This is a genomic window from Paenibacillus sp. P4_E11, from assembly GCF_056401635.1.
The window spans coordinates 15,247-35,149 of sequence record NZ_JBFUIX010000024.1 but is presented as its reverse complement, the minus strand read 5'-3'; the positions used below and the strand labels follow the sequence as shown (position 1 = coordinate 35,149).

25 protein-coding genes are annotated in these 19,903 nt (G+C 50.9%); 9 read left to right on the top strand and 16 right to left on the bottom strand.

Going from position 1 to position 19,903, the window contains the following annotated elements; genetic code table 11:
- Positions 1 to 6: 6 nt before the first annotated feature.
- The 7 genes from AC1DWB_RS12045 to crcB (AC1DWB_RS12015) all read right to left on the bottom strand — a co-directional run bounded on the left by AC1DWB_RS12045 (position 7) and on the right by crcB (AC1DWB_RS12015) (position 4,110).
- Positions 7 to 336: a spore coat protein gene (locus tag AC1DWB_RS12045; protein ID WP_477541305.1), complete on the bottom strand. Its 330-nt coding sequence runs from the start codon at positions 334 to 336 to the stop codon at positions 7 to 9.
- A gap of 18 nt (positions 337 to 354) precedes the next feature.
- Positions 355 to 570 carry a hypothetical protein gene (locus tag AC1DWB_RS12040; RefSeq protein ID WP_477541304.1) on the bottom strand — a complete coding sequence of 72 codons (216 nt, stop codon included), beginning with the start codon at positions 568 to 570 and terminating at the stop codon, positions 355 to 357.
- 168 nt (positions 571 to 738) lie between these two features.
- Positions 739 to 1,167 (bottom strand): CoA-binding protein, encoded by a 429-nt coding sequence (locus AC1DWB_RS12035; protein ID WP_477541303.1) that lies wholly within the window; start codon positions 1,165 to 1,167, stop codon positions 739 to 741.
- A gap of 21 nt (positions 1,168 to 1,188) precedes the next feature.
- The gene (locus AC1DWB_RS12030) at positions 1,189 to 1,995 is read right to left on the bottom strand and encodes a C39 family peptidase (protein WP_477541302.1); all 807 of its coding nucleotides are present in this window, start codon (positions 1,993 to 1,995) and stop codon (positions 1,189 to 1,191) included.
- A gap of 28 nt (positions 1,996 to 2,023) precedes the next feature.
- A complete protein-coding gene (aroA, locus tag AC1DWB_RS12025; protein WP_477541301.1) occupies positions 2,024 to 3,313 on the bottom strand; it encodes a 3-phosphoshikimate 1-carboxyvinyltransferase in 1,290 nt (429 codons plus the stop codon).
- Between the two features lie 36 nt (positions 3,314 to 3,349).
- Positions 3,350 to 3,718 carry a fluoride efflux transporter CrcB gene (gene crcB / locus AC1DWB_RS12020; RefSeq protein WP_477541300.1) on the bottom strand — a complete coding sequence of 123 codons (369 nt, stop codon included), beginning with the start codon at positions 3,716 to 3,718 and terminating at the stop codon, positions 3,350 to 3,352.
- Complete coding sequence (gene crcB / locus AC1DWB_RS12015; RefSeq protein ID WP_477541299.1) at positions 3,715 to 4,110, bottom strand: fluoride efflux transporter CrcB; 396 nt, start codon at positions 4,108 to 4,110, stop codon at positions 3,715 to 3,717. The genes crcB (AC1DWB_RS12020) and crcB (AC1DWB_RS12015) overlap by 4 nt, the downstream gene beginning before the upstream one ends.
- A gap of 121 nt (positions 4,111 to 4,231) precedes the next feature.
- Between crcB (AC1DWB_RS12015) and AC1DWB_RS12010 the strand changes: the two genes are divergently transcribed.
- A complete protein-coding gene (locus tag AC1DWB_RS12010) occupies positions 4,232 to 4,537 on the top strand; it encodes a rhodanese-like domain-containing protein (RefSeq protein WP_477541298.1) in 306 nt (101 codons plus the stop codon).
- Here AC1DWB_RS12010 and AC1DWB_RS12005 read toward each other — a convergent pair whose 3' ends face one another.
- Complete coding sequence (locus AC1DWB_RS12005) at positions 4,538 to 5,062, bottom strand: shikimate kinase (protein WP_477541297.1); 525 nt, start codon at positions 5,060 to 5,062, stop codon at positions 4,538 to 4,540. It abuts the gene before it with no gap.
- A 162-nt stretch (positions 5,063 to 5,224) separates the two neighbouring features.
- Here AC1DWB_RS12005 and AC1DWB_RS12000 point away from each other — a divergent pair, with 162 nt between their 5' ends.
- The gene (locus AC1DWB_RS12000) at positions 5,225 to 5,542 is read left to right on the top strand and encodes a hypothetical protein (RefSeq protein WP_477541296.1); all 318 of its coding nucleotides are present in this window, start codon (positions 5,225 to 5,227) and stop codon (positions 5,540 to 5,542) included.
- Here the strand turns inward: AC1DWB_RS12000 and gndA are convergent.
- From gndA to AC1DWB_RS11970, 6 genes are all read right to left on the bottom strand, one after another.
- Entirely contained in the window at positions 5,539 to 6,954 is a 1,416-nt protein-coding gene (gene gndA / locus AC1DWB_RS11995) for an NADP-dependent phosphogluconate dehydrogenase (RefSeq protein WP_477541295.1), read from the bottom strand. The two genes, AC1DWB_RS12000 and gndA, sit on opposite strands and share 4 nt — an antisense overlap.
- A gap of 63 nt (positions 6,955 to 7,017) precedes the next feature.
- Positions 7,018 to 7,785 carry an SDR family oxidoreductase gene (locus tag AC1DWB_RS11990; protein ID WP_477541294.1) on the bottom strand — a complete coding sequence of 256 codons (768 nt, stop codon included), beginning with the start codon at positions 7,783 to 7,785 and terminating at the stop codon, positions 7,018 to 7,020.
- Positions 7,786 to 7,810: 25 nt separating this feature from the next.
- A complete protein-coding gene (gntK, locus tag AC1DWB_RS11985) occupies positions 7,811 to 9,361 on the bottom strand; it encodes a gluconokinase (protein ID WP_477541293.1) in 1,551 nt (516 codons plus the stop codon).
- Positions 9,358 to 10,629: a nickel pincer cofactor-dependent isomerase, group 22 gene (locus tag AC1DWB_RS11980; protein WP_477541292.1), complete on the bottom strand. Its 1,272-nt coding sequence runs from the start codon at positions 10,627 to 10,629 to the stop codon at positions 9,358 to 9,360. The genes gntK and AC1DWB_RS11980 overlap by 4 nt, the downstream gene beginning before the upstream one ends.
- Positions 10,630 to 10,652: 23 nt before the next feature.
- Positions 10,653 to 11,666 carry a LacI family DNA-binding transcriptional regulator gene (locus AC1DWB_RS11975; protein WP_477541291.1) on the bottom strand — a complete coding sequence of 338 codons (1,014 nt, stop codon included), beginning with the start codon at positions 11,664 to 11,666 and terminating at the stop codon, positions 10,653 to 10,655.
- 165 nt (positions 11,667 to 11,831) lie between these two features.
- Positions 11,832 to 12,428, bottom strand: a complete 597-nt coding sequence (locus tag AC1DWB_RS11970) for a hypothetical protein (protein WP_477541290.1) — start codon at positions 12,426 to 12,428, stop codon at positions 11,832 to 11,834.
- A gap of 349 nt (positions 12,429 to 12,777) precedes the next feature.
- On the opposite strand from AC1DWB_RS11970, the gene AC1DWB_RS11965 reads away from it, so the two are divergent.
- Positions 12,778 to 13,242 (top strand): cysteine dioxygenase, encoded by a 465-nt coding sequence (locus AC1DWB_RS11965; protein WP_477541289.1) that lies wholly within the window; start codon positions 12,778 to 12,780, stop codon positions 13,240 to 13,242.
- Positions 13,243 to 13,325: 83 nt separating this feature from the next.
- Here AC1DWB_RS11965 and AC1DWB_RS11960 read toward each other — a convergent pair whose 3' ends face one another.
- On the bottom strand, positions 13,326 to 14,135 hold the full coding sequence (locus AC1DWB_RS11960) for a stalk domain-containing protein (RefSeq protein WP_477541288.1): 810 nt from the start codon (positions 14,133 to 14,135) through the stop codon (positions 13,326 to 13,328).
- 237 nt (positions 14,136 to 14,372) lie between these two features.
- Between AC1DWB_RS11960 and AC1DWB_RS11955 the strand changes: the two genes are divergently transcribed.
- The 6 genes from AC1DWB_RS11955 (at position 14,373) to AC1DWB_RS11930 (ending at position 19,269) form a co-directional block, all read left to right on the top strand.
- Positions 14,373 to 14,990 (top strand): YktB family protein, encoded by a 618-nt coding sequence (locus AC1DWB_RS11955; RefSeq protein ID WP_477541334.1) that lies wholly within the window; start codon positions 14,373 to 14,375, stop codon positions 14,988 to 14,990.
- A gap of 92 nt (positions 14,991 to 15,082) precedes the next feature.
- A complete protein-coding gene (locus AC1DWB_RS11950; RefSeq protein WP_477541287.1) occupies positions 15,083 to 15,601 on the top strand; it encodes a hypothetical protein in 519 nt (172 codons plus the stop codon).
- A 142-nt stretch (positions 15,602 to 15,743) separates the two neighbouring features.
- Positions 15,744 to 16,691: an S-layer homology domain-containing protein gene (locus AC1DWB_RS11945; protein ID WP_477541286.1), complete on the top strand. Its 948-nt coding sequence runs from the start codon at positions 15,744 to 15,746 to the stop codon at positions 16,689 to 16,691.
- A gap of 125 nt (positions 16,692 to 16,816) precedes the next feature.
- Positions 16,817 to 17,545 carry an ABC transporter ATP-binding protein gene (locus tag AC1DWB_RS11940; protein ID WP_477541285.1) on the top strand — a complete coding sequence of 243 codons (729 nt, stop codon included), beginning with the start codon at positions 16,817 to 16,819 and terminating at the stop codon, positions 17,543 to 17,545.
- Entirely contained in the window at positions 17,542 to 18,567 is a 1,026-nt protein-coding gene (locus tag AC1DWB_RS11935; RefSeq protein WP_477541284.1) for an ABC transporter permease, read from the top strand. The genes AC1DWB_RS11940 and AC1DWB_RS11935 overlap by 4 nt, the downstream gene beginning before the upstream one ends.
- Positions 18,568 to 18,600: 33 nt before the next feature.
- Positions 18,601 to 19,269 carry a TetR/AcrR family transcriptional regulator gene (locus AC1DWB_RS11930; protein WP_477541283.1) on the top strand — a complete coding sequence of 223 codons (669 nt, stop codon included), beginning with the start codon at positions 18,601 to 18,603 and terminating at the stop codon, positions 19,267 to 19,269.
- A 15-nt stretch (positions 19,270 to 19,284) separates the two neighbouring features.
- Here the strand turns inward: AC1DWB_RS11930 and AC1DWB_RS11925 are convergent, their stop codons facing one another.
- A complete protein-coding gene (locus AC1DWB_RS11925) occupies positions 19,285 to 19,896 on the bottom strand; it encodes an SGNH/GDSL hydrolase family protein (RefSeq protein ID WP_477541282.1) in 612 nt (203 codons plus the stop codon).
- Positions 19,897 to 19,903: the final 7 nt, after the last annotated feature.

Genomic DNA, 19,903 nt, shown 5'->3' with positions numbered 1-19,903 from the left:
AAAAGATTACTGTCCGCCAGGAAACTGTGACTTGTAGCCGTTGAATTGTGTATAGGCTTGAGTCATTTCCTGCTGGTCAGCGGCTTTCATCTTATACCAGCCCTTTTGGAACATCAGGTTGAATAGTTGCACCTGTGAGCTATGGGCATCGTTCAGGATCGTCTGAACCGTTTGATGAAGCTGTGGATTTTGCGCTTCGTTCAGACCCGTATTATAGCCATAGGTCAAATATTTCTCGTAAGAGAGAATATCATTGATCCAATCCCGGTCGTTCATCTCGGGGCCTTTCACGGTTGGCAGCTCACCTGTCTGCGGCATTGCAATTGTAACGGGCATGCGTCGATATTCCTCCTCTTATTGTAGATGGGTTAATAGTTGGTTGTAATGCTGCTGATGTTTGCTACCGGTCTGCTGAATCAAGCTTTGAATTTGCGGGTCAGTGCAAGCTTTCGCCGCATCTTCACACTTCTTGACGGCAAGAAGTTCCCATGACAAGAAATCCTTAATGTAATTCAACTCTTTGTCCGTGATCATGTTGCGGTCCGGGGTTGTCGTATTCGTATTCTGCATAAACGGATTCCTCCTTCTCTTCGAGTATGGTGGTTTGGTTTGGGTTAAGCATACAAAAAAGAAAGGTCTTCAGTTTGCGATCCACTTCACAGTGGAACTCATCCCAAAGCCTTTCTTAGTGTTCACCCTATGTACAACATTTATGGCTGGAACCTATTTACTGTATCCTTACTTCCGAGGCAACAGAATAGAATCCTCCACCTTGATACACCGATCCATAATAACTTGAATGCCCTGCTCAGCAACAAGCTGTCCGGCTTCCTCATTTACAATACCAAGCTGCAACCAGAACGCCTTGGGTTTCGTCTTCATTTGAACGGTCTGCTCTGCAATCGGTCCAATATCCTCACTGCGGCGGAATACATTGACGATATCTACAGGCTCTTCAATATCGAGCAGCGATGCGTACACTTTCTCTCCCAAGATTTCCTTCGCATTCGGATTGACCGGAATAATCCGGTAGCCCTTCGCCTGCATAGCTTCTGATACCATGTAGGAAGTACGGTCCGGCTTATCGGATAAGCCAACAACGGCAATTGTCTTGGTCGCTAACAACAATTGCTTAATCTCTTCCCGAGTAGGGTTTTCCAATGCCATGATAATTCCACCTTTCGCCGATCATTTGGTATAAGATAAAGCCTGCTTGCCCATCGCTTCCCATACTTTCACGAAAGCTTGCTTGTTGATTGGAATGCTCTTGGTTCCTTTGAGAGGATCGTTCACATACACATTCGTCTCATCATACCCCACAAGCAGTACTGCATGCTCCATGAAAGTGGTGACCACCTTGCCCTGTGCCGTGTTCCATTCCACCCATTGCGTCGGGACAGCATAGTCAATTGTAGTCCAGACCACGGACGGAATTCCATCCGCAAGTTGCTTCTCCAGCGCGTCGAACGTTCCACCAGTCAGATCAACGGCCTTCGGAACGTAACTCTTGAGCAGTTCCATCAAGGGACCATGAAATATCCCGAAGCCTTTTCCTTTACCCGTAACCTCTCCTACGAACCCCACATTCGGGTTGCCCCACGATTGGATGCCGTTGTCGCCCCATACGATCGGCGTCGGGTCTTTCTTCATCTCTGGCACCAGGTCCATCTTGCCTTTGTCCACTCCATAAAATTGTAGCAGCATCGTTAAGCTCGTAATTTCGCAGCCGGACGGAAGCTCTGGCAGCTGCCGAACATGGGGCGCATCGATCAGCACCGACTTCGGCTTCTCTTGTATAACCGGAGTCGGAACAGGCGTGATCGAAGCGATCGTTGCCGGCAACGGTACAAGTGGAGCGGACTGAGCAAACCATTCCACGTCTTTCCCTGTTATCTTGGCATAAAGAAGGACGCTGAATACACCACTTGAGAATAACAGTCCAGCAATTAATAGCAAAGTGAATGAGTATTTGGCGACATTCCATACCTGAACCATCTAGGCATCACTCGATTTCCAACATGATTTACTTCAGTTCCACACGAGCTCCGATCGATTGCAAATGGTCGAAGTACTGCGGGTAAGACTTGGCCACATGATGCGCATCCTTGATCGTCAGCCCTAGCTTGGAGCGCAAGCCAACGACTGTCAGTGCCATAATGACACGATGGTCGTAATGAGCATCAATCTCGACGCCACCCTCGACACCTTCCGGCCGACCGTGAACGATGATCTCGCTCTGCCGCTCTTCTACGTTCGCCCCGGCTTTGCGAAGTTCGTTCAAATAGTCGGTAATGCGGTCACATTCCTTGTAGCGCAAGTTCTCTACATTGTAGAAGCGGGATGTTCCTTCTGCGAACACGGCAGCGGCTACCATTGCCAATACGCCGTCTGTGAAGTGATCCCCGTCGAACTCGACGGCTTTCAGTTTGCCGTTGCCTTGCACGTGTACGACTCCATCCTTGTGTGTGAGAGGCACTTGCATGGCCTTCAGCACATCGACGACCGCGCGCTCGCCTTGCTTGCTATTCTCTTCCAAGCGCAGTAGGCGCACATTGGAGTTTGTTACCGCCGCTGCTGCTAATACAGCTGCCGATCCCGGATAATCCCCCTGTACAACATACTCCTTGGCGGCATAGCGCTGACGCCCCGGTATACGGTAGTGCATAAGATCCTCGCTCGCTTCCACTTGGATGCCTGCTTGGCGAAGCACCTCAAGCGTTTGGCCGACGACTACTTTGGACTTCAAGTCGTGCAACACTTCGATTTCACTGTCTTCCTCGAGCAGAGGTGTCATGAATAGCAGCGAACTGAGATACTGCGAGCTGACCGACCCGGACACCTGGATTCGTCCACCCACTGGACGTCCACCCCGAATAGTGATCGGCAGACGACCGTTGTTATGCTCGACTTGAACGTTCATATGCTGCAGGGCGTCGATCAAGTCGTTATGCGGCCGCTTGCCGAGTGAATCGGGGTACGTATTGACAAACGTCACGTCCGGACAGAAGGCAGCCGTTGACATGAGGAACCGTAACACGGCACCTGCATTGCCCACATTCAACTCTTTCACAGGTAAGGGGCGGTTGCCGAACCCCTTAATAATGATACGTTCTTCATTCTCATCCAGCTCTGCACCCAAATCGCGGATACAGCGTCTCATGGCATCGCTATCTTCGCTATGTGCTGGATAATGAATCGTGCTTGTCCCTTCCGCAAGTGCGCCGATCAGCATATAGCGTGTCGTATAATTTTTGGAGGATAGCGCGTTGATTTCACCTTGTAATGTAAGTGTAGGTTGTACGATGGCTTTCATGAGTGCAATCCCTCTTCCTGTTCATGGTCAAGCATGTTATCCGTTACTCATATAAAATGCCGCTGCCGCAAATCCTAGCCCCACTCCGTATGTGAGCAATAAGTATATGACTAGCAACGCGAACTTGCGATTACGTAACAATCTCAGGCAATCAACTTTCAAGCTGGAGAACGTGGTGAATGCTCCCAGAAACCCAGTTCCGAGCAACAAGCGCATAGATTCGCTCCATCCGTCTCCTACTATCCAACCTAACGCGAAGCTGCCCATCAGGTTTACAACCAGTGTACCATACGGAAAATCGTTTTGGAATCGGTTGTTGATCCAGCGGGTCAAGAAATACCGGGCATTCGCCCCTGCAAAACCACCTGCTGCTACCGCCATCATATGGGAGAATGTTAGGATCATAAGGTTCCGTCCTCACTCTGTAGCCGATGGGCAATCCTCTCTCCAAGCCAGGCGAACAACAAGCCTCCGCAAGCACTTAGTCCGACATACAGCACCGCTGTCAACCAGCGCTGCTCATTAATCAGGGAGACGGTCTCGACGCTGAATGCCGAGAAGGTCGTGAACGAACCGATCAACCCCGAACCGAGCGTAGTCCGCCATCTATCCGACAAGCGGCGCTTAGCCACTGGAGAATGCAGCAGCCAAGCTAACGCCATACAGCCTAGCCAGTTGATGAGAAGTGTTGCAAGCGGAAATGAACCGGACCGATATAGGGGCTCCATGGTTAGTCCACAAGCATATCGCAGCAGTGCGCCGACCATTCCGGCTACGCCGATGTACAACGCAATCAAGGGTACGCACTTCCTAACGTGGTGATGTCTATGTAAATGTTGATTCATTGACTTCATACGCTGATTCTACTAATATCGGAAGCAAGATACACCCACATTAAAAAGGAGGTTTTTTCCCGATATGAGTAACGCGATTCTGAACATTTCCCCGGCTGAAATCAAGCAACGGCTCACGAATGGCGAACGTCTTAACATGATCGATGTCCGCGAAGATGATGAGGTTGCAGCAGGCATGATCCCTGGTGCCAAACATATTCGCTTGGGCGAGCTACCGGATCGTCATGAAGAGATCGAACGGTCTGACGAAATCATTATGATATGCCGCAGCGGTAACCGCAGTTCGAAGGCTTGTCAATACTTGCAATCGCTCGGTATCCCGAACCTGAAGAATATGACAGGCGGTATGATGGAATGGGATAACCTGTAACTAATTGAAAGAGCTGCTTGCTCTAGATCGCTCGACAATCAACCCGACAATCTCGTCTACGCTCTTCTCCGTCGTATCGATATGCATATGCGCGAAGTCGTAGGCATGCTTACGGGATTCCAACAGCTTGGGTACAGATTCCGCGGCATTTCCTTGCAATAAGGGACGATTCGGATCGTTCTGTACCCGGCTCAGTATAGACTCCACAGTTGCCGTCAACGCTACGACCAACCCAGAGGCCAGCATCGTCTTGCGGTTCGCTTCAGCCAGCACTGCTCCTCCTCCAGTAGCAACGACAATACCTTCCGATCCTTCTAATGTTTGCTTAAGCACATCTGTTTCTAATTGGCGAAAGTAGGGCTCTCCCCGGCTCGTGAACAATTCAGGAATGCTGCAGCCCTGATTTTCTTCTATCGCCAGATCGAGATCTACTTTTCGCCAACCGAGTCGAGCGGCCAACTGCTGCGCGACCGTAGATTTCCCCGTCCCCATAAATCCTACCAAGATAATAGCTTTTTCTGACATTCCGTCTTCCCTCCTTCTGTTTTTGGAATATCATATCATGTGCGATATGTGCGGACAATGAACGGAATTGTCTGCAATATCCAAAATTTCGTGAATAATTCGCAAAATGAATAGTAATGATGAATAGTACAAGTACAAGAAGTATAAAGGAGTGAACACTTCATGCAGCATGCCCTCGCGGGACAGCCGTCCCCACGAAACGATCGGTTAGAGCAAATTCTAAGCTCCGATCACGCTTTGTGTAAAGAAGATGTAATCTGGGTATTGGAAGTTGTCAAAAAAAAGGTGGCTGATGGAGATCCTCGATTGCTGGATCTGGATCAACCACGCCTGCTTAGAAACTTCCAACATTACGCCGAAGCGGCCTCCATGCTCATGAACCGCAGACCTTGTTACGGTCAAGAGGCCGACCGCCTCCGCATCTGTTTGCGAGAAGCGGCATACGGCTTATATGCCCCCGGAAATACCGGAAAACCTTAGTTCTTCATCCACTCGAAGTGGAACGATCCCTCTTTGTCCACCCGTTGGAACGTATGTGCTCCGAAGTAGTCGCGCTGCGCCTGCAGCAAGTTCGCCGGAAGACGTTCCGTCCGGTAGCTGTCATAGTAAGCCAGCGCGGAAGCGAAACCGGGTGCCGGAATTCCGTTAGCAACAGCAGTCGTTACTACACTTCTCCACGCATCCTGATAATTTTCTACGATGTCTTTGAAGTACGTGTCCAACAGCAGGTTGCGAAGCTCCGGATTGTGGTCATAAGCGTCCTTGATGTTCTGTAGGAAACGTGCGCGAATGATGCAGCCGCCGCGGAATATCATCGCGATGTTCCCATACTTCAAGTTCCAGCCGTATTCCTCGGATGCGGCACGCATTTGGGCGAAGCCTTGTGCATACGAGCAAATTTTGCTAGCGTATAATGCCTTGCGCACCGATTCGATGAATGCTTGCTTGTCCACGCCCGTAAGACTCGCCTTCGGACCTTTCAACAGCTTGCTCGCCTCAACACGCTCATCCTTCATAGCTGACAGCATCCGCGAGAAGACGGATTCGGTGATGATCGACAATGGTACGCCCAAGTCCAAGGCGCTTTGGCTTGTCCACTTGCCTGTTCCCTTCTGTCCAGCCTTATCCAGAATAACATCGACCATCGGCTTGCCGGTTTCTGGATCGATCTTCGTGAATATATCAGCCGTAATCTCGATCAAGTAGCTATCCAGCTCCCCGTTATTCCATTCCGAGAACGTCTCATGCAGTTCCTGAGCGGACAAGCCCAGAACGTCCTTCAACAGTTGGTAAGCTTCACAGATCAACTGCATGTCGCCATATTCAATCCCGTTATGCACCATCTTCACATAGTGCCCTGCTCCATCAGGTCCAATATATGTACAACAGGCGTCGTCGCCTACTTTCGCAGAGATAGCCTTGAGAATCGGCTCAACCAGCTTGTACGCATCCTCTTGGCCGCCTGGCATAATCGATGGACCTTTCAACGCGCCCTCTTCGCCGCCAGATACGCCGGTTCCGATGAAGCGAATGTTCTTGGCGGACAGTTCCTTGTTGCGGCGCTGTGTGTCCGGGAAGTAGGCGTTCCCTCCGTCGATCAGAATATCACCTTCATCCAAATGCGGCAACAGTTGGTTGATCGTATCGTCAGTTGGCTTGCCAGCCATAACCATCAGCAATATTTTGCGCGGCGTTTCCAGCGATTGAACGAATTCTTCGACACTGTATGTCCCTACGAGGTTCTTACCTTTCGCTTCGTTGTTCAGCATATCGTCCGTCTTCTCGCGGGAACGATTGAATACGGATACTGTGAACCCGCGGCTTTCAATGTTAAGCGCCAGGTTTTTGCCCATGACGGCTAGTCCGACTACACCGATTTGTTGCTTGGTCATAGTTCTGATTCCACCCTTTATCTTCAGTATGTTTGTGTCTCTCGCTATATTATAACAAATTGATTAAATTGTCATAGCCCCAAATCCGCCATCCACTCGCAACAACGTCCCGGTCACGAAGCCGGAAGCCTTGTCAGCTGCCAAATACACTGCCGCACCTTGCAGCTCCTGCGGATCGCCGAAGCGGTTCATCGGAGTATGGCCGAGAATCGAAGCGGTACGTTCCGGCGACAAAATCTTGCGGTTCTGCTCTGCCGGGAAGAATCCAGGAATAATCGCATTGACGCGTACACGAGCAGGTGCGAATTCGCGAGCAAGAAACTTCGTAACGCTGTTGACAGCCGCTTTCGACGCCGAATACGTGAATACTTTGGAAAGCGGCGGGTCTGAGGAAACGGACGAAATGTTGATGATGCTGCCGCCTTCTCCTTGATCGACCATATGTTTACCGAATATTTGACAAGCCAGCACAACACCCTTGAGATTCACATCCATGATCGAATCCCATTCTTCCATAGTGATCTCGAAGAACGGAGTTGGGCTATTCTTGCCCGGACAGTTCATCAAGATGTCCACACGGCCGGTCCAGGCCAACACTTCGGACAATACCCGCTTCAAGTCATCGGCACTAGTCGTATCCGCTGAGAAGCTTTGCGCCCGCGCTCCGGATTCCGTAACCTGGCGTACCACTTCCTCGCTCTTCTCCGCATTGCGGCCCACAATCGCGACATCTGCTCCATAGCCGCCCAACGCTTGCGCCATCCAACCGCCCAGTGTGCTGTTACCCCCGATAATAACGGCTGTTTTCCCCGATAGATCGAATAAATTCATCGTTGATTTCCCCCCACATGACTGTTTACTTGCTTGTACCGCTATTAACGTGTTTTTTCTGAAAAGCAGCAATTGCGTCGAACGGCTCCTTCAACTGCTTGTACACCTGCATATAGATCGCGGTCAGTTCCTGGTACACTTCATGATTGGCTTTGTTCGGCTCATAATACGCTGCACCGCTCACCCAGTCGTGAATCGAGGAGAAGTCGCGGATCTCCCCGGTCGCAAGCAGCCCGAGCTGTGCGGCGCCAAGCCCTGAACTCTCGATAGAGGGCGGAACAGACACCGTCGAGCCGAGTACATCGGCCATCATGTTCAGCCAGAACGGAGAGCGGGCGAAGCCGCCGGAAGCACGAATTTCTCTAGTCGGGCCGCCAACTTCCTCAAGTGCACTTACAACGGAATGAATGCGGTACATGACCCCTTCGAGCACCGCTCGGATCATGTGCTTCTTCTCGTGGAACAGCGACAGTCCGAAGAACATCCCGCGAGCATTGGCGTTCCAATATGGAGCGCGTTCGCCAGCCAAGAGCGGGTGGAAGATCAACCCGTCTGAGCCCGGTGCGACCTGAGCCGCGATGTCGGTCAAATAATCATACGGGTCCATCCCACGCCGCCGGCCTTCCTCAGCTTCAAGTGTGGCTAGCTGGTCGCGAACCCAGCGGAACATAATACCGCCGTTATTGATCGCTCCGCCAATGACCCAGAAATCTTCCTTGAGCGCATAACAGAACAGCCGCCCCTCCGGATCAGTCAGCGGTTCGCGGACCGTACCACGCACCGCACCGCTCGTCCCGATCGTCACCGAGTAGACGCCGGGTTCGAAGGCGCCGCCGCCAAGATTGGCGAGTACACCGTCCGAAGCTCCGATGACGAATGGCGTGTCCGCCGACAAGCCGGTCTCGGCCGCATAATCGGCTGACAAGCCCTGCATGATGTGTGTCGTCGAGACCGGCTCTGAGAGCTGTTCTCTGGCGATTCCTGCAACGCGGAGCGCTTCCTCATCCCAATCGAGTGCACGCAGATTGAAAAGGCCTGTCGCACTCGCCAGCGAATAATCGATGACGAAGCGGCCGAACAGCTTGGCGAAGACGAATTCCTTAATGCCAATGAACTTGTATGTCCGGCTGACCAACTCCGGCTCGTTGCGCGTGAACCACATGAGCTTCAGGAGCGGCGACATCGGGTGAATCGGCGTTCCGGTGTTGCGGTATATCTCGTGGCCATTCAGCTCGCGCTTCAGTATATCCACGTAGCCAACGCTGCGGTTGTCCGCCCAAGTGATGCAAGCTGTAAGCGGCGTCACATCCCGGTCGACGGCTATGAGACTATGCATCGCCGAACTGAACGAAACACACAACACTTCGCTGCTGGCAATACCGGCCTTGCGGATCACTTCTCCGATTCCGCGGACAGCCGCGTGGAATATTTCCAACGGATCCTGCTCCGCACGATCGGGACTTGGTGTATGGAGCGGGTACTCAATCGCGTGTGAAGCCAGTACACGGCCATTGCGGTCGATGACAAGTGTCTTCGCGCTTGTCGTGCCCAGGTCCACGGCAATCACATAACTCATGTTGTCAAATTCCCTTCCTCGTTAAACTTCAATTCGTAAGGTTCGCTTAAGATTTCGATATCTGGATTAAGACGTGCTTCCTCAAGCAAATTAACGGAAATCTCTATTTCTCCCAAATGCAGTGTGTCCTTAATTCTCACAAGACGGCATTTCGTATAATCGAGAATATTGCAAGTTTTGACCGCAGCCTTAATCGCGTAAAAGTCGTTCTCGAGTGTGGTGGCGATCTTCGTCGGCGCACACACGGTGGACGTCAATCCATTGGCGTATGTGGCATCACGATCCATCTGATCCACTAGCCGTTGCGTCGTGAAGTCAGCTGTCCCCACGCCGTTGGCATTGCCCTTCGTCTCATAAGTTAGGTCAAGCACGACCATCTTCGAGACGTCCGGACCCCCATGTGCATAAGGAGTAGGGTAACGCCCGGTCACGTTCGGGTCCATTCCGTCTCCGCTGATGTTCTTGCCAATATAGTCGATCACGAGCACATCGATCTGCTCGAACAATATCTTAGGCAGACGAGACTTCGCTTCCTCCAGCAACACAATCTCACGTTGTTCAATCTCGGCAGCTGGCAGCACTTCAATGCGGCAAGTCTGGTCATAGGCGTTCTCAACAAGCGCGATGCCGAACAAGATGGGCAGCTTATCTATCATGATACGGGCCATCGCCGGCACGTTCTCCGCCATGTACTTGAAGCCAAGCTGGTGGCATGCTTCCGCACCCTTCTGCTTGCCGAGTCCAATCGCGATCATCTTCATAATGCCGCTCTCGATCGCCCCGCGGAACGCGGTGTGGGGTTTAACCCGGTTGATGACGACAATGGCGTCAGCCTCCGAAGCCAATTGATCCACATACACCGGCAATCCATTCGGCAGCTCGTCAATCTTCACCACTTCCATCGAAGAACGGATCGGGGCCCCCATCGCTTCCTCCGTCACGCCAAGATGGTGGAGTACATCGCGCTGGCCTGCCGCCGTAGCTCCGCCGTGACTGCCCATGCAGGGCACAATGAACGGCTCTCCGCCTGCAGCGCGAATCGCCTCGATCGTAACGCGGGTGAAGTCGGCAATATTCGCGACCCCGCGGCTGCCAACCGCAACAGCAACCGATTGGCCGGGCTGGATCAGATCAACTGTCCCGGGCTTCTGCAGCTCACGGCGCAGAACGCCAACATGATCTTCGATGATCGCTCCGTCAAACTTCTGGCGGATACGCACCATCGGAGGGATCGGGATGTCACTCAGCAAAGAACGTAAAATACTCATTGGTTGTATAAGCCTCCCTATTTCTATTCTGTGTGTTGCCTACGGCCCACAGACTCGCGTACGACTAGCTCCGTCTGAACCGAGATCGATTCGGGTGCTTGCAGCCGCTGTTCGATGACACGCAGCAGACTCTCCGCTGCAATCGTCCCCATCGTCTCAACCGATCGCTTCACCGTCGTAAGTGCTGGCGTTAGGAACGCCGAGAACACATTATCGTCGAAGCCCGCGATCGAGATATCGTCCGGGACGCACAAGCCTCGTTCCAGCACCGCCTTCATCGCGCCGACGGCCAACTCATCACCGGAGCAGAATACTGCGGTCGGCAGCGGATCGCAGCTTAGCAGTGATTGCATCCCGGTATAACCGCTCTCTAGATCATAATTACCCTTCACCTGATAAGCGAATGGAACGTCGAGGCCATGCTTCTTCATAGCCAGCAGGAAGCCGTTCTTGCGAACTTCAGCCGACTGAAAGCCGCTCTTCCCTTCAATGATGGCGATACGCCGATGTCCGTACTCGATCATGTGCTCCACTGCATTGAACACACCAGTCTCGTCATCAGACAGCACATTGACGATGGGCAGTGATTCCGTGCTGCGGTTAATGACGACTAGCGGAATCCCCTTATCCCATACATAGCGAATGAATGCCTGATCATCATGACTCTGACTCATCACCATAATACCGTCGAAACTCTGTGCGGTCACGGAGGAATAGGACCCCTCGTAGCTGTCTATGGCGTTCACAATCAAATGATAGCGATGTTTGAGCACATGAAGCGCGCCGCTTACCGTCTCATGAAAAAATCCAGCCGTTGTCCCCTGATCAATCGTGGAGAAGAACAGCCCGATATGAAAAGAACGCGCAAGAACAAGGCTCTTGGCACTGTAATTGGGCGTATAATTCAAGCTCTCGGCAATATCCCGTATGCGGCGTTTCGTCACGGCATGAATAAGCGGACTGTCATTCAAGGCGCGAGATACGGTCGTATGCGAGACGCCTGCAAGCTTGGCAATATCTTTTATTGTAACCGACATGCTACCACCTCTATCGCCTCGATCATAGCATATCATGCACACGTTAACAAGATGTCAAGAGAACGCTCTATCTCCCTTTGCAAGCGCGGCCAAAAACGCCCACTGTCACATACAGGACAGGGGCGTCTCATCGGTTAGGTTCTCTATCTCCGCACATGGTCAACTTTACAGCTCCAGCAGCAGCATTTCTTCTCGCAGCACCATGAGCCGCTCCTTGCTTGCCGATACAGCTTCCTCCTCGCCAACCGACAAGGCGTCATGCAGCACGGAAAGTTCATAGTCCAGCTCCAGTCTTACGACTGCCGCACGTTCTTCCGCACGCTTCGACTTGAAGGCTTGAATGATTTCGTCAATCGTCACGACGGGCTCTTTTTGAAACAACACTTTATGCTCTACACCCGAAATCTCTACCATCCTGATAATTTCCCCGAACATAATATTTTCGATCAAAATTTGACGATCCTTGAATCGTTTCACGATGGCATGACCCCGCGTATCCCCGATCATCTTCTCCATCAGCTCAGCCAGCTTTTCATCCTTGAACGAATAATCGCCTACGATCTTGTAGCGGTCCCCGAGTCGTTGAAACTTTAACTTAATGAGTTTCCGGCCTGATCGAATCGAAATAATGAAATGCTGCTCGTTCTCATTCCAGTACAAGGAATACCCGACCTGAATCAAAGCTTTAATGAAATTGCGGATTTGCCGACGATCGAAACGCAACTCCAAGTTGCAATACTCCACCTCATAACTCTTGTTCACGGCAATCCCCTCCAAACATGATTCCAACCCCTGAAGTAAAAGAAACGTCTCTGAAGCTCTGTAAAAGATGACTCGCACTGATGCAGCATAAGGGGGAGTTTTTGACAGAATGTTCAGACAATTTGTTTCTTATCATTATCTTATTATGAATTTTATGTTTTAGCAACTTGGATTATTGATTATTTTTTATGTGGACAAGCAAAAAATAAGCCCGACTTTGTCAGGCCTATCCAGATAGCCGCTTAGGCATTCGCCCTTTTTCCATAAAGACTAGGTACCGTTTCATTCGAATAATCATAAGTTATTCTTATGACTTCCATATATTTTGATAATGAATAGGAGGCAGAAGATGACTCTATTAACAGACTGTATTTCACCCGTCATCCAATCGATTCGTGAGCCGTCATGCGAGCAACTGATCGACGCCTTGATGCGACTGAAAGCGCACAGGGAACTGCTTGCGGGGGATCTCCCTCAACCTGACGAGCTGCCATACGGCAGGAAGGTACTGTACACAAGTGATGATGTGGAAGTGATCTTGGTTCACTTGCCCGCTCATGCCGCGACGAGAATCCACGACCATGGACAATCGATCGGCGCCGCACTTGTGCTGGAGGGGCAGCTTCTCAACGTCATCTATCGTCTTGTGGAAAGCGGCGACGCTCTGGAGAACGAAGTACATTACACCCGCAGCGAGGAGCTGTTCCTGGCGGAGCGCAGCCAGATTCACCAGATGCGTAATCCGTATTCGGAGCGGGTCGTCTCTCTGCACATGTACACGCCTCCACTGTGCGGCGTACAAGTATACGAATGATTCTGGCCCCTGATCTGCCATATGGCGATTCAGGGGCCGGTCTGTGTTCAAACTGCTACTCGTGAGTCGCCACGATCCGCCGGTCAATCGGTCAGATACGATTGCTTCACATTCTGGACGCTCCATGTATCACCGTTGTTAAAGGACTGCAACTGAATACTGTAGCCTATGAATTTATTATCCCCCAATTGCTGAGATAGCACGAAGAACTCCTTCTCCGCAAGCTGTGTAACAGTAAGCGCATTATTGAACGTATAAGGTTCGAGCGCTTTCTTCTGCCCCTCTGAAAATTTACCCACGTAGATCGGGGTCGTACGCAGCTTCATCGACACTTTACCTTCCCATTTACCTAATATCTGGTCAACGGATACGTACGAATCGCCGGTTAACTTCTCCGTTATCAACTTCACACCCGACATGTCGAAGGGCATGGATTGGATGTCCATCCAGCGTAAATAAGACGTATCGTTAGCCATAACTGCTAAAGCCGGATACGTATTGGACTCAAAAACCAGATCATAACGGAACGCATATTTCAGTTTCAGCCCCGCTGACCCTGTTGGTGTAGTCCCCCCCGGCTGCCCTGGAACTTGGCCCGGCGTACCGACGTTAGATCGGCTCTGTGTTATAAGTATCGACTTGGTGCGCTCATCCCAACTGACTTGGGCGTTGAGCAGCTCCCCTGTTAATTTAAGTGGTAAGTAGCTGCTTCCATTATAGATGAGGGGCGACTCGGGCATCGGCACCGGATCCCCGTTCAGTCTCACAGTAAAATCAGGCCTTAAATAAGCCTCCACTTTCTGCAACGTATCTTGGGCATAGGCTCCTGCTGTAAAGCAAGCTCCCATTACTAGCACTGCCGCAACACTTCTCACTACTTGCTTCTTCCCCATCTTATATCCATCTCCTTTGCCCGAAGCTTTATTTTAATAGGTCTCATAAGTCTTGTCCGGTCTAATCCTAGTATAACTTACCAAGTCTATCCAAGTATAGATTCTGAAGTCACATTCCTCTGTTCCTTCGAGCTCCATCGACACCGTTTGCCAACGATCGTCTTTTCGTGTACGGTTAGGTTACGTTACATAGGACTGCGTTAACTTTGTGTTTCAGGAGGATATTCAATCGTGACGATGCCTACTTTCACCGCACAAGACTTTGATGTGTTTACTATTCCAGGCTTAGAGCCCCGCATGAGCGCTTTAATTGAACGGGTGCGTCCGAAGCTGCAGCAGATCGGCGAACAAACCGCGCCATGGTTGTCGGCTGCTTGCGGGGAGCCGATGTTTCCTCACGTAGCCCGACATGCCAGACGGACGATCAATGCGCCAGACGATACTTGGGTAGCGTGGTCGAGCAGCAAGAAAGGCTACAAGGGGTTTCCCCACTTCCAAGTTGGCTTATGGTCGACCCACCTGTTCATCCAATTCGCCATCATCTATGAATGCGACAATAAAACCCGCTTCGCCGAACGTGTGCTGGGACGTCTTGTGGAAATTCGCAAACTCATTCCGGATACATTCTTCTGGTCCGGCGATCATATGGATCCGGCATTTACATTAGATCGGGACTTGTCGAACGAAGATCTGGCCCGCTTGATCGAACGATTGGGAACCGTGAAGAAAGCTGAAATCTTATGCGGTCTCATCGTGAAGCGTGATGACTCGCGCTTATCTGATCCGGAAGCACTCACAGCTGTTATTGAGCAAACATTCAACGCTGTAATGCCCCTATACGCTATTTCCTTATAACCCCAATTTTCGAAAACCGCCTATATTATGGATTGAAGCTGCACATACTACTGTCGAGCTTCACAATTCTATTAGAGGTGGTGTGTTCGAAGATGTACCTATTGGGAACCGAGAAAGCAATACGTTACTTTGTATCGCTTACTCTCACAATCGGGTTGAGTGTTGCAGGGCTTGGCACGTATGCAACGGCTGGAGTCATTACAGACGAGCCTGCTGTAAGTGCTCCAACCAAGCAGCCTGACGCGGAGAAGGAAGAACAGAACCAGGAGCAGGATCAGCCAGGTCGCAAGCATGCCCATATGCATAAACAGAGCATGCATCTCATTACCGATGCCGCTTCTATAATTGGAATCGAGCCAGATGCGCTGAAGAAAGAACTGAAGGCAGGCAAGAGTATTGCTGAGGTCGCGAAGGCCAAAGGAATCGAGGAAGCAGTCTTAACCGATCGCTTAATCGCCATGAAGATGAAGAAGATCGACGAAGCTGTGAAATCAGGTAAATGGACGGCTGAGAAAGCTGACAAGATGAAAGAGCGTCTACCTGATCATGTTCGCCATATGCTGAGTCACAAAGGCTTCCACAAAAAGCAAGAAGCGGAAAAGAAACAATAACAGTAAACGTCAATTGAACACGTTCCGACTCGAAAATAAGGAGCAGCCCACTTTGGCTGCTCCTTTTCCAAGTTTCGTCATGAAATTGTAACAGCCTTGCGCTATAGTTTAGACTAGATTCAAGGATCAGGGAGAATGATGTATGAACATTAACCGTCGGTCTTATCTTATTCTTCATTCCGTTGTTTGCCTGGCTGTACTAGGTTCAGTAGGAATATTACTCGGACTGTTCAGCAAAGCGGCTTCCCCTTCTACCGTTTTCCTGCAAGCCCTCGCGCTTCAATCCGGCGCAACGGTTCCCGCCATGGATACAGGGGAAGAGCTGTATAAGCAATCCTGCTTATCGTGTCATGCGGCTGATGGGCATGGCAGTAGGAAGTACCCTGACATTGCCGGAGACAAGTTCAAGCGTAATTATGGTACATATGACAAGGCTTATGACTTCATTAGCACGAACATGCCTGAGAACGCCCCGGGTTCTCTTCATGATGAGGAGTACAAAGCCATCGTCCGCTACGTACTTGGCCTGAACGGTATTCCATCTGAATTCGCCGATATACAAGGGCACTGGGCCTATCAGAGTATCGTAGGTTTACAAGATAAGGGCTATATCGACGGGTTCACTGAACAAGGCAAGCTGCTGTACAAGCCCGATCAAGCGATAACGCGAGAACAATTTATTACATATCTCGTGAAGGCCAAGGAACTGTTCCTATCGAATCATTCGACTTCCTCGATGACCGATATTAGCCAATCCAACCGGAAGACATACCTCATCACCGCAATTGAATACGGCTTGATCGACGGTTATCCGGATGCGACGTTTCGGCCTGACAAGCCGATCAACCGAGCCGAGATCGCCACTGTTCTCACCCGTAGTGAAGCACTTACCGCAGCAGAAGATGCCGGCAAGTCTCAAGTGTCATTCAAAGACGTTTCTGTTTCACATTGGGCTTCGGCTACGATTCAGGCGGCTTCTGCCTCTGGCTTGTTCAACGGTTATGAAGACGGTACGTTCCGGCCAGATAACCCGATTACACGTGCAGAAGCAGCAGCCGTCATATACCGCATCGTACGCCTCGATCCATAATGATTGGTCAGAGGAAATAAATCTCTACGGCATGGTTAAGATCTATTTACACGTGCTGAAGGATTTTGTATACTGCAAATATGAGTGATTACTCACTTTTTTTGATCAAAAAAGGAGTTGATCTAATGTCCGCATCAGTCTGCATTCAGCTCAATCATGTAAGCAAACGTTTCGGCAGCAAGGAAGTGCTCCACGATATTCAACTGTCCATTCCGTCATCGGAAATATTCGGCCTGCTCGGTCCTTCCGGCTCTGGCAAGACAACACTTGTCAAGATGATCGCCGGTATTGAAGGAGCAAGCTCTGGTGAAGTGATCTTGTTAGATCAGCGCATGCCTCACCTATCTATGCTTGGCCGTATCGGATATATGGCCCAGGCTGACGCACTCTACAACGAATTGTCCGCTCGGGAAAACCTCGAGTTCTTCGCTGCGCTATACGGCCTCAAGGGGAAGTTTATGCGAGAACGCATCGGGGTTGTTATGAATCTGGTGAACTTGTCCGAGGATCTGAATCGACGCACAAGCAGCTATTCCGGGGGGATGAGAAGACGGCTTTCCTTGGCAATCGCGCTGTTGCACGAACCCGACGTCCTTATCCTGGATGAACCCACGGTTGGTATTGATCCAGTACTGCGCAAGTCGATCTGGCATGAGCTGGAATCGCTCAGCCGAAACGGCACAACGATTCTAGTCACTACACACGTTATGGACGAAGCTGATCGTTGTCACMGACTGGGCATGATCCGTGACGGTAAGTTAATCGCCTCTGGTTCTTCGGAACAACTGAAGCAAGCCACGCACACGAATACGCTTGAAGAAGCGTTTCTTGTGTATGGAGGTGCATCGGTATGAGAGTTCAAGCTTTGGTCATTCGCATCATCCGTCAGTTCTGGCACGACAAGCGTACACTCGCCCTAATGATCGTAGCTCCAATGCTAATCCTGTTCCTGATGTCTCTCGTGTTTAACGGGGATACCTACTCCCCTAAGCTCGCGGTCATTCAAGTACCGGAGCCTGTCGTTCATATGCTGGAAACCAAGGGAGCTACGATATTCCGGTATTCGGTCGATGAAGCGAAGGTCGCTCTTGAAGCCGCTGACATCGATGCTATCCTGCAATTCAACAACAATCAACCTAGTCTTCAACTGGAAGGGAGTGATCCTTCTGCTAATAAGTCTGTGATGCTCTTGTTACAAAATACGCTGCAGGAGATGAACCCGGCCAGTCAAGCGTTGAAACCGGCCATCACGTACTTGCACGGTTCCGTGACGATGGCCGCCTTCGATAACTTCGGTCCGGTGCTCATCGGCTTCTTCTCGTTCTTCTTCGTCTTCCTTATCTCGGGCGTTTCGTTTCTTCGCGAACGAACGGGCGGCACGCTGGAGCGACTGCTCGCCACCCCTCTTCGCCGCTGGGAGATCGTAACCGGATACATCGGCGGATTCGGTGTGTTCACGATGATCCAGGCTTTACTGATCGCCTGGTTCGCTATCGATGTCCTTGACATCATGATGGCAGGCTCGTTCGGATACGTCTTGCTCGTTACCTTGCTCTTATCCATGTCCGCTTTAACACTGGGCACTTTCTTATCTGCATTTGCCAACAACGAATTTCAGATGATACAATTTATTCCGTTAATCATAGTACCGCAAGTTTTTTTCTCAGGATTGTTCAGTATGGACACGATGTCGGAATGGCTTCGCTGGTTGGGGGTCATCATGCCGTTAACATACGGCGCTGACGCCTTGCGAGACGTGATGATTCGCGGTAAGGGCTGGTCGGATATTGCAGGGGATGTGTATGTTCTGCTGGCCTTCTCCACAGCCTTTATGGTTCTGAATGTATTCGCCCTCAAGAAGCATCGCCGAATATAACGGACAACTATCTTATAAAGCAAGGTGATTCGAATGTCACAATCGACTGAGCCGTGGATAGAGGAACTGCTGCTAGCCTACGACACGGATGAGAAAATGACCGAGAAGCAGCGAAAGATTGTCACTGCGGCGGTAGAAGTGTTCGCGGAGAAAGGTTTTTCCGGGTCTTCAACTAGTGAAATCGCCCAAAAAGCCGGAGTCGCCGAAGGAACGATCTTCCGTCATTATAAGACGAAGAAGGAGTTGCTGCTGTCGATCGTCTCTCCGTTGATGGTGAAGCTGATCGCTCCGTTCTTCCTGAAAGACTTTACCAAAGTACTGGATGCGTCATACCCCCGGTACGAAGACTTCTTACGCTCGGTTATTCGCAATCGAATGGCGTTCGTCCAATCCCACATGCCCTTGGTCAAGATCATGCTGCAAGAAATTCCGTTCCAGCCAGAGCTCCGGGAGCAGCTCAAGGGCATCGTAGCCAAGGAAGTGGTGGTACGCATGCAACGGGTTGTCGAACGATACCAATCCGATGGCCTGATCACTACAACCATCCCGCCTCTGTCTGTCGTACGGGTCACGGCTACGACAGTGATCGGCTTTCTAATCGCACGTTACTTGCTAGCGCCGGAATATAAGTGGGATGATGAAGCCGAGCTCGAGATTACGGTGCAGTTCATTATGAGAGGACTATCGGCCGGCCAGCCGTAGTCCTCTTCTCTTGTCTTACAGTCGCAACAGGAAAGCTGTGGCCATCCCGGCAATTCTCTGATGCCCCGCATCATTCGGGTGCAGCCGGTCATTTGTGAAGGTATCCAACGTAAGTATGTTGAAACCCGACTCCGCGTACAAATCCAGCACAGGTAAGGCGTATTCCCGTCCAATGACTTTGACCGCATCTACATAATCAACCAAACGATGCCCCACGTCATTGAGGCGAATCGTATCATAACCGTCTTTATCCCGCTGAAGAGGTGTCCATAAGTTAATCCTGCACGTGGGGTTATGGGTCAAAATATGTTCAATCAATGACTTATAAGCTCCATAATACGTATTAATGTCGTCGGTACCCCACACGCCGATAGGCTTGTCCAAGCGATAATCGTTCACTCCGGCGAATATCGTCACACAATCGAGCGTAGGATCGATTGTCTTCCCCACATGCGTAGTAGCCCCATAGTCTCGGTCTCCACCCGCTGTCATCGTACAGCCGCCCTTGCCGTAGTTCATCACTTCCGAGAACCCGAGAGCTGATTGAACGTACGGCTGGTAACCACCAGCGGCGGTGATGCTGTCTCCTAGCGTTCCCCAAGTTTTCCCTTGCCATCTTGTATTCACTACCCGT

Coding starts and splice junctions, on each gene's coding strand:
- AC1DWB_RS12045 (WP_477541305.1), bottom strand. CDS start 336: ATGCCCGTTACAATTGCAATGCCGCAGACAGGTGAGCTGCCAACCGTG.
- AC1DWB_RS12040 (WP_477541304.1), bottom strand. CDS start 570: ATGCAGAATACGAATACGACAACCCCGGACCGCAACATGATCACGGAC.
- AC1DWB_RS12035 (WP_477541303.1), bottom strand. CDS start 1,167: ATGGCATTGGAAAACCCTACTCGGGAAGAGATTAAGCAATTGTTGTTA.
- AC1DWB_RS12030 (WP_477541302.1), bottom strand. CDS start 1,995: ATGGTTCAGGTATGGAATGTCGCCAAATACTCATTCACTTTGCTATTA.
- aroA (WP_477541301.1), bottom strand. CDS start 3,313: ATGAAAGCCATCGTACAACCTACACTTACATTACAAGGTGAAATCAAC.
- crcB (WP_477541300.1), bottom strand. CDS start 3,718: ATGATCCTAACATTCTCCCATATGATGGCGGTAGCAGCAGGTGGTTTT.
- AC1DWB_RS12010 (WP_477541298.1), top strand. CDS start 4,232: ATGAGTAACGCGATTCTGAACATTTCCCCGGCTGAAATCAAGCAACGG.
- AC1DWB_RS12005 (WP_477541297.1), bottom strand. CDS start 5,062: ATGTCAGAAAAAGCTATTATCTTGGTAGGATTTATGGGGACGGGGAAA.
- AC1DWB_RS12000 (WP_477541296.1), top strand. CDS start 5,225: ATGCAGCATGCCCTCGCGGGACAGCCGTCCCCACGAAACGATCGGTTA.
- gndA (WP_477541295.1), bottom strand. CDS start 6,954: ATGACCAAGCAACAAATCGGTGTAGTCGGACTAGCCGTCATGGGCAAA.
- AC1DWB_RS11990 (WP_477541294.1), bottom strand. CDS start 7,785: ATGAATTTATTCGATCTATCGGGGAAAACAGCCGTTATTATCGGGGGT.
- gntK (WP_477541293.1), bottom strand. CDS start 9,361: ATGAGTTATGTGATTGCCGTGGACCTGGGCACGACAAGCGCGAAGACA.
- AC1DWB_RS11980 (WP_477541292.1), bottom strand. CDS start 10,629: ATGAGTATTTTACGTTCTTTGCTGAGTGACATCCCGATCCCTCCGATG.
- AC1DWB_RS11975 (WP_477541291.1), bottom strand. CDS start 11,666: ATGTCGGTTACAATAAAAGATATTGCCAAGCTTGCAGGCGTCTCGCAT.
- AC1DWB_RS11965 (WP_477541289.1), top strand. CDS start 12,778: ATGACTCTATTAACAGACTGTATTTCACCCGTCATCCAATCGATTCGT.
- AC1DWB_RS11960 (WP_477541288.1), bottom strand. CDS start 14,135: ATGGGGAAGAAGCAAGTAGTGAGAAGTGTTGCGGCAGTGCTAGTAATG.
- AC1DWB_RS11955 (WP_477541334.1), top strand. CDS start 14,373: ATGCCTACTTTCACCGCACAAGACTTTGATGTGTTTACTATTCCAGGC.
- AC1DWB_RS11950 (WP_477541287.1), top strand. CDS start 15,083: ATGTACCTATTGGGAACCGAGAAAGCAATACGTTACTTTGTATCGCTT.
- AC1DWB_RS11945 (WP_477541286.1), top strand. CDS start 15,744: ATGAACATTAACCGTCGGTCTTATCTTATTCTTCATTCCGTTGTTTGC.
- AC1DWB_RS11935 (WP_477541284.1), top strand. CDS start 17,542: ATGAGAGTTCAAGCTTTGGTCATTCGCATCATCCGTCAGTTCTGGCAC.
- AC1DWB_RS11930 (WP_477541283.1), top strand. CDS start 18,601: ATGTCACAATCGACTGAGCCGTGGATAGAGGAACTGCTGCTAGCCTAC.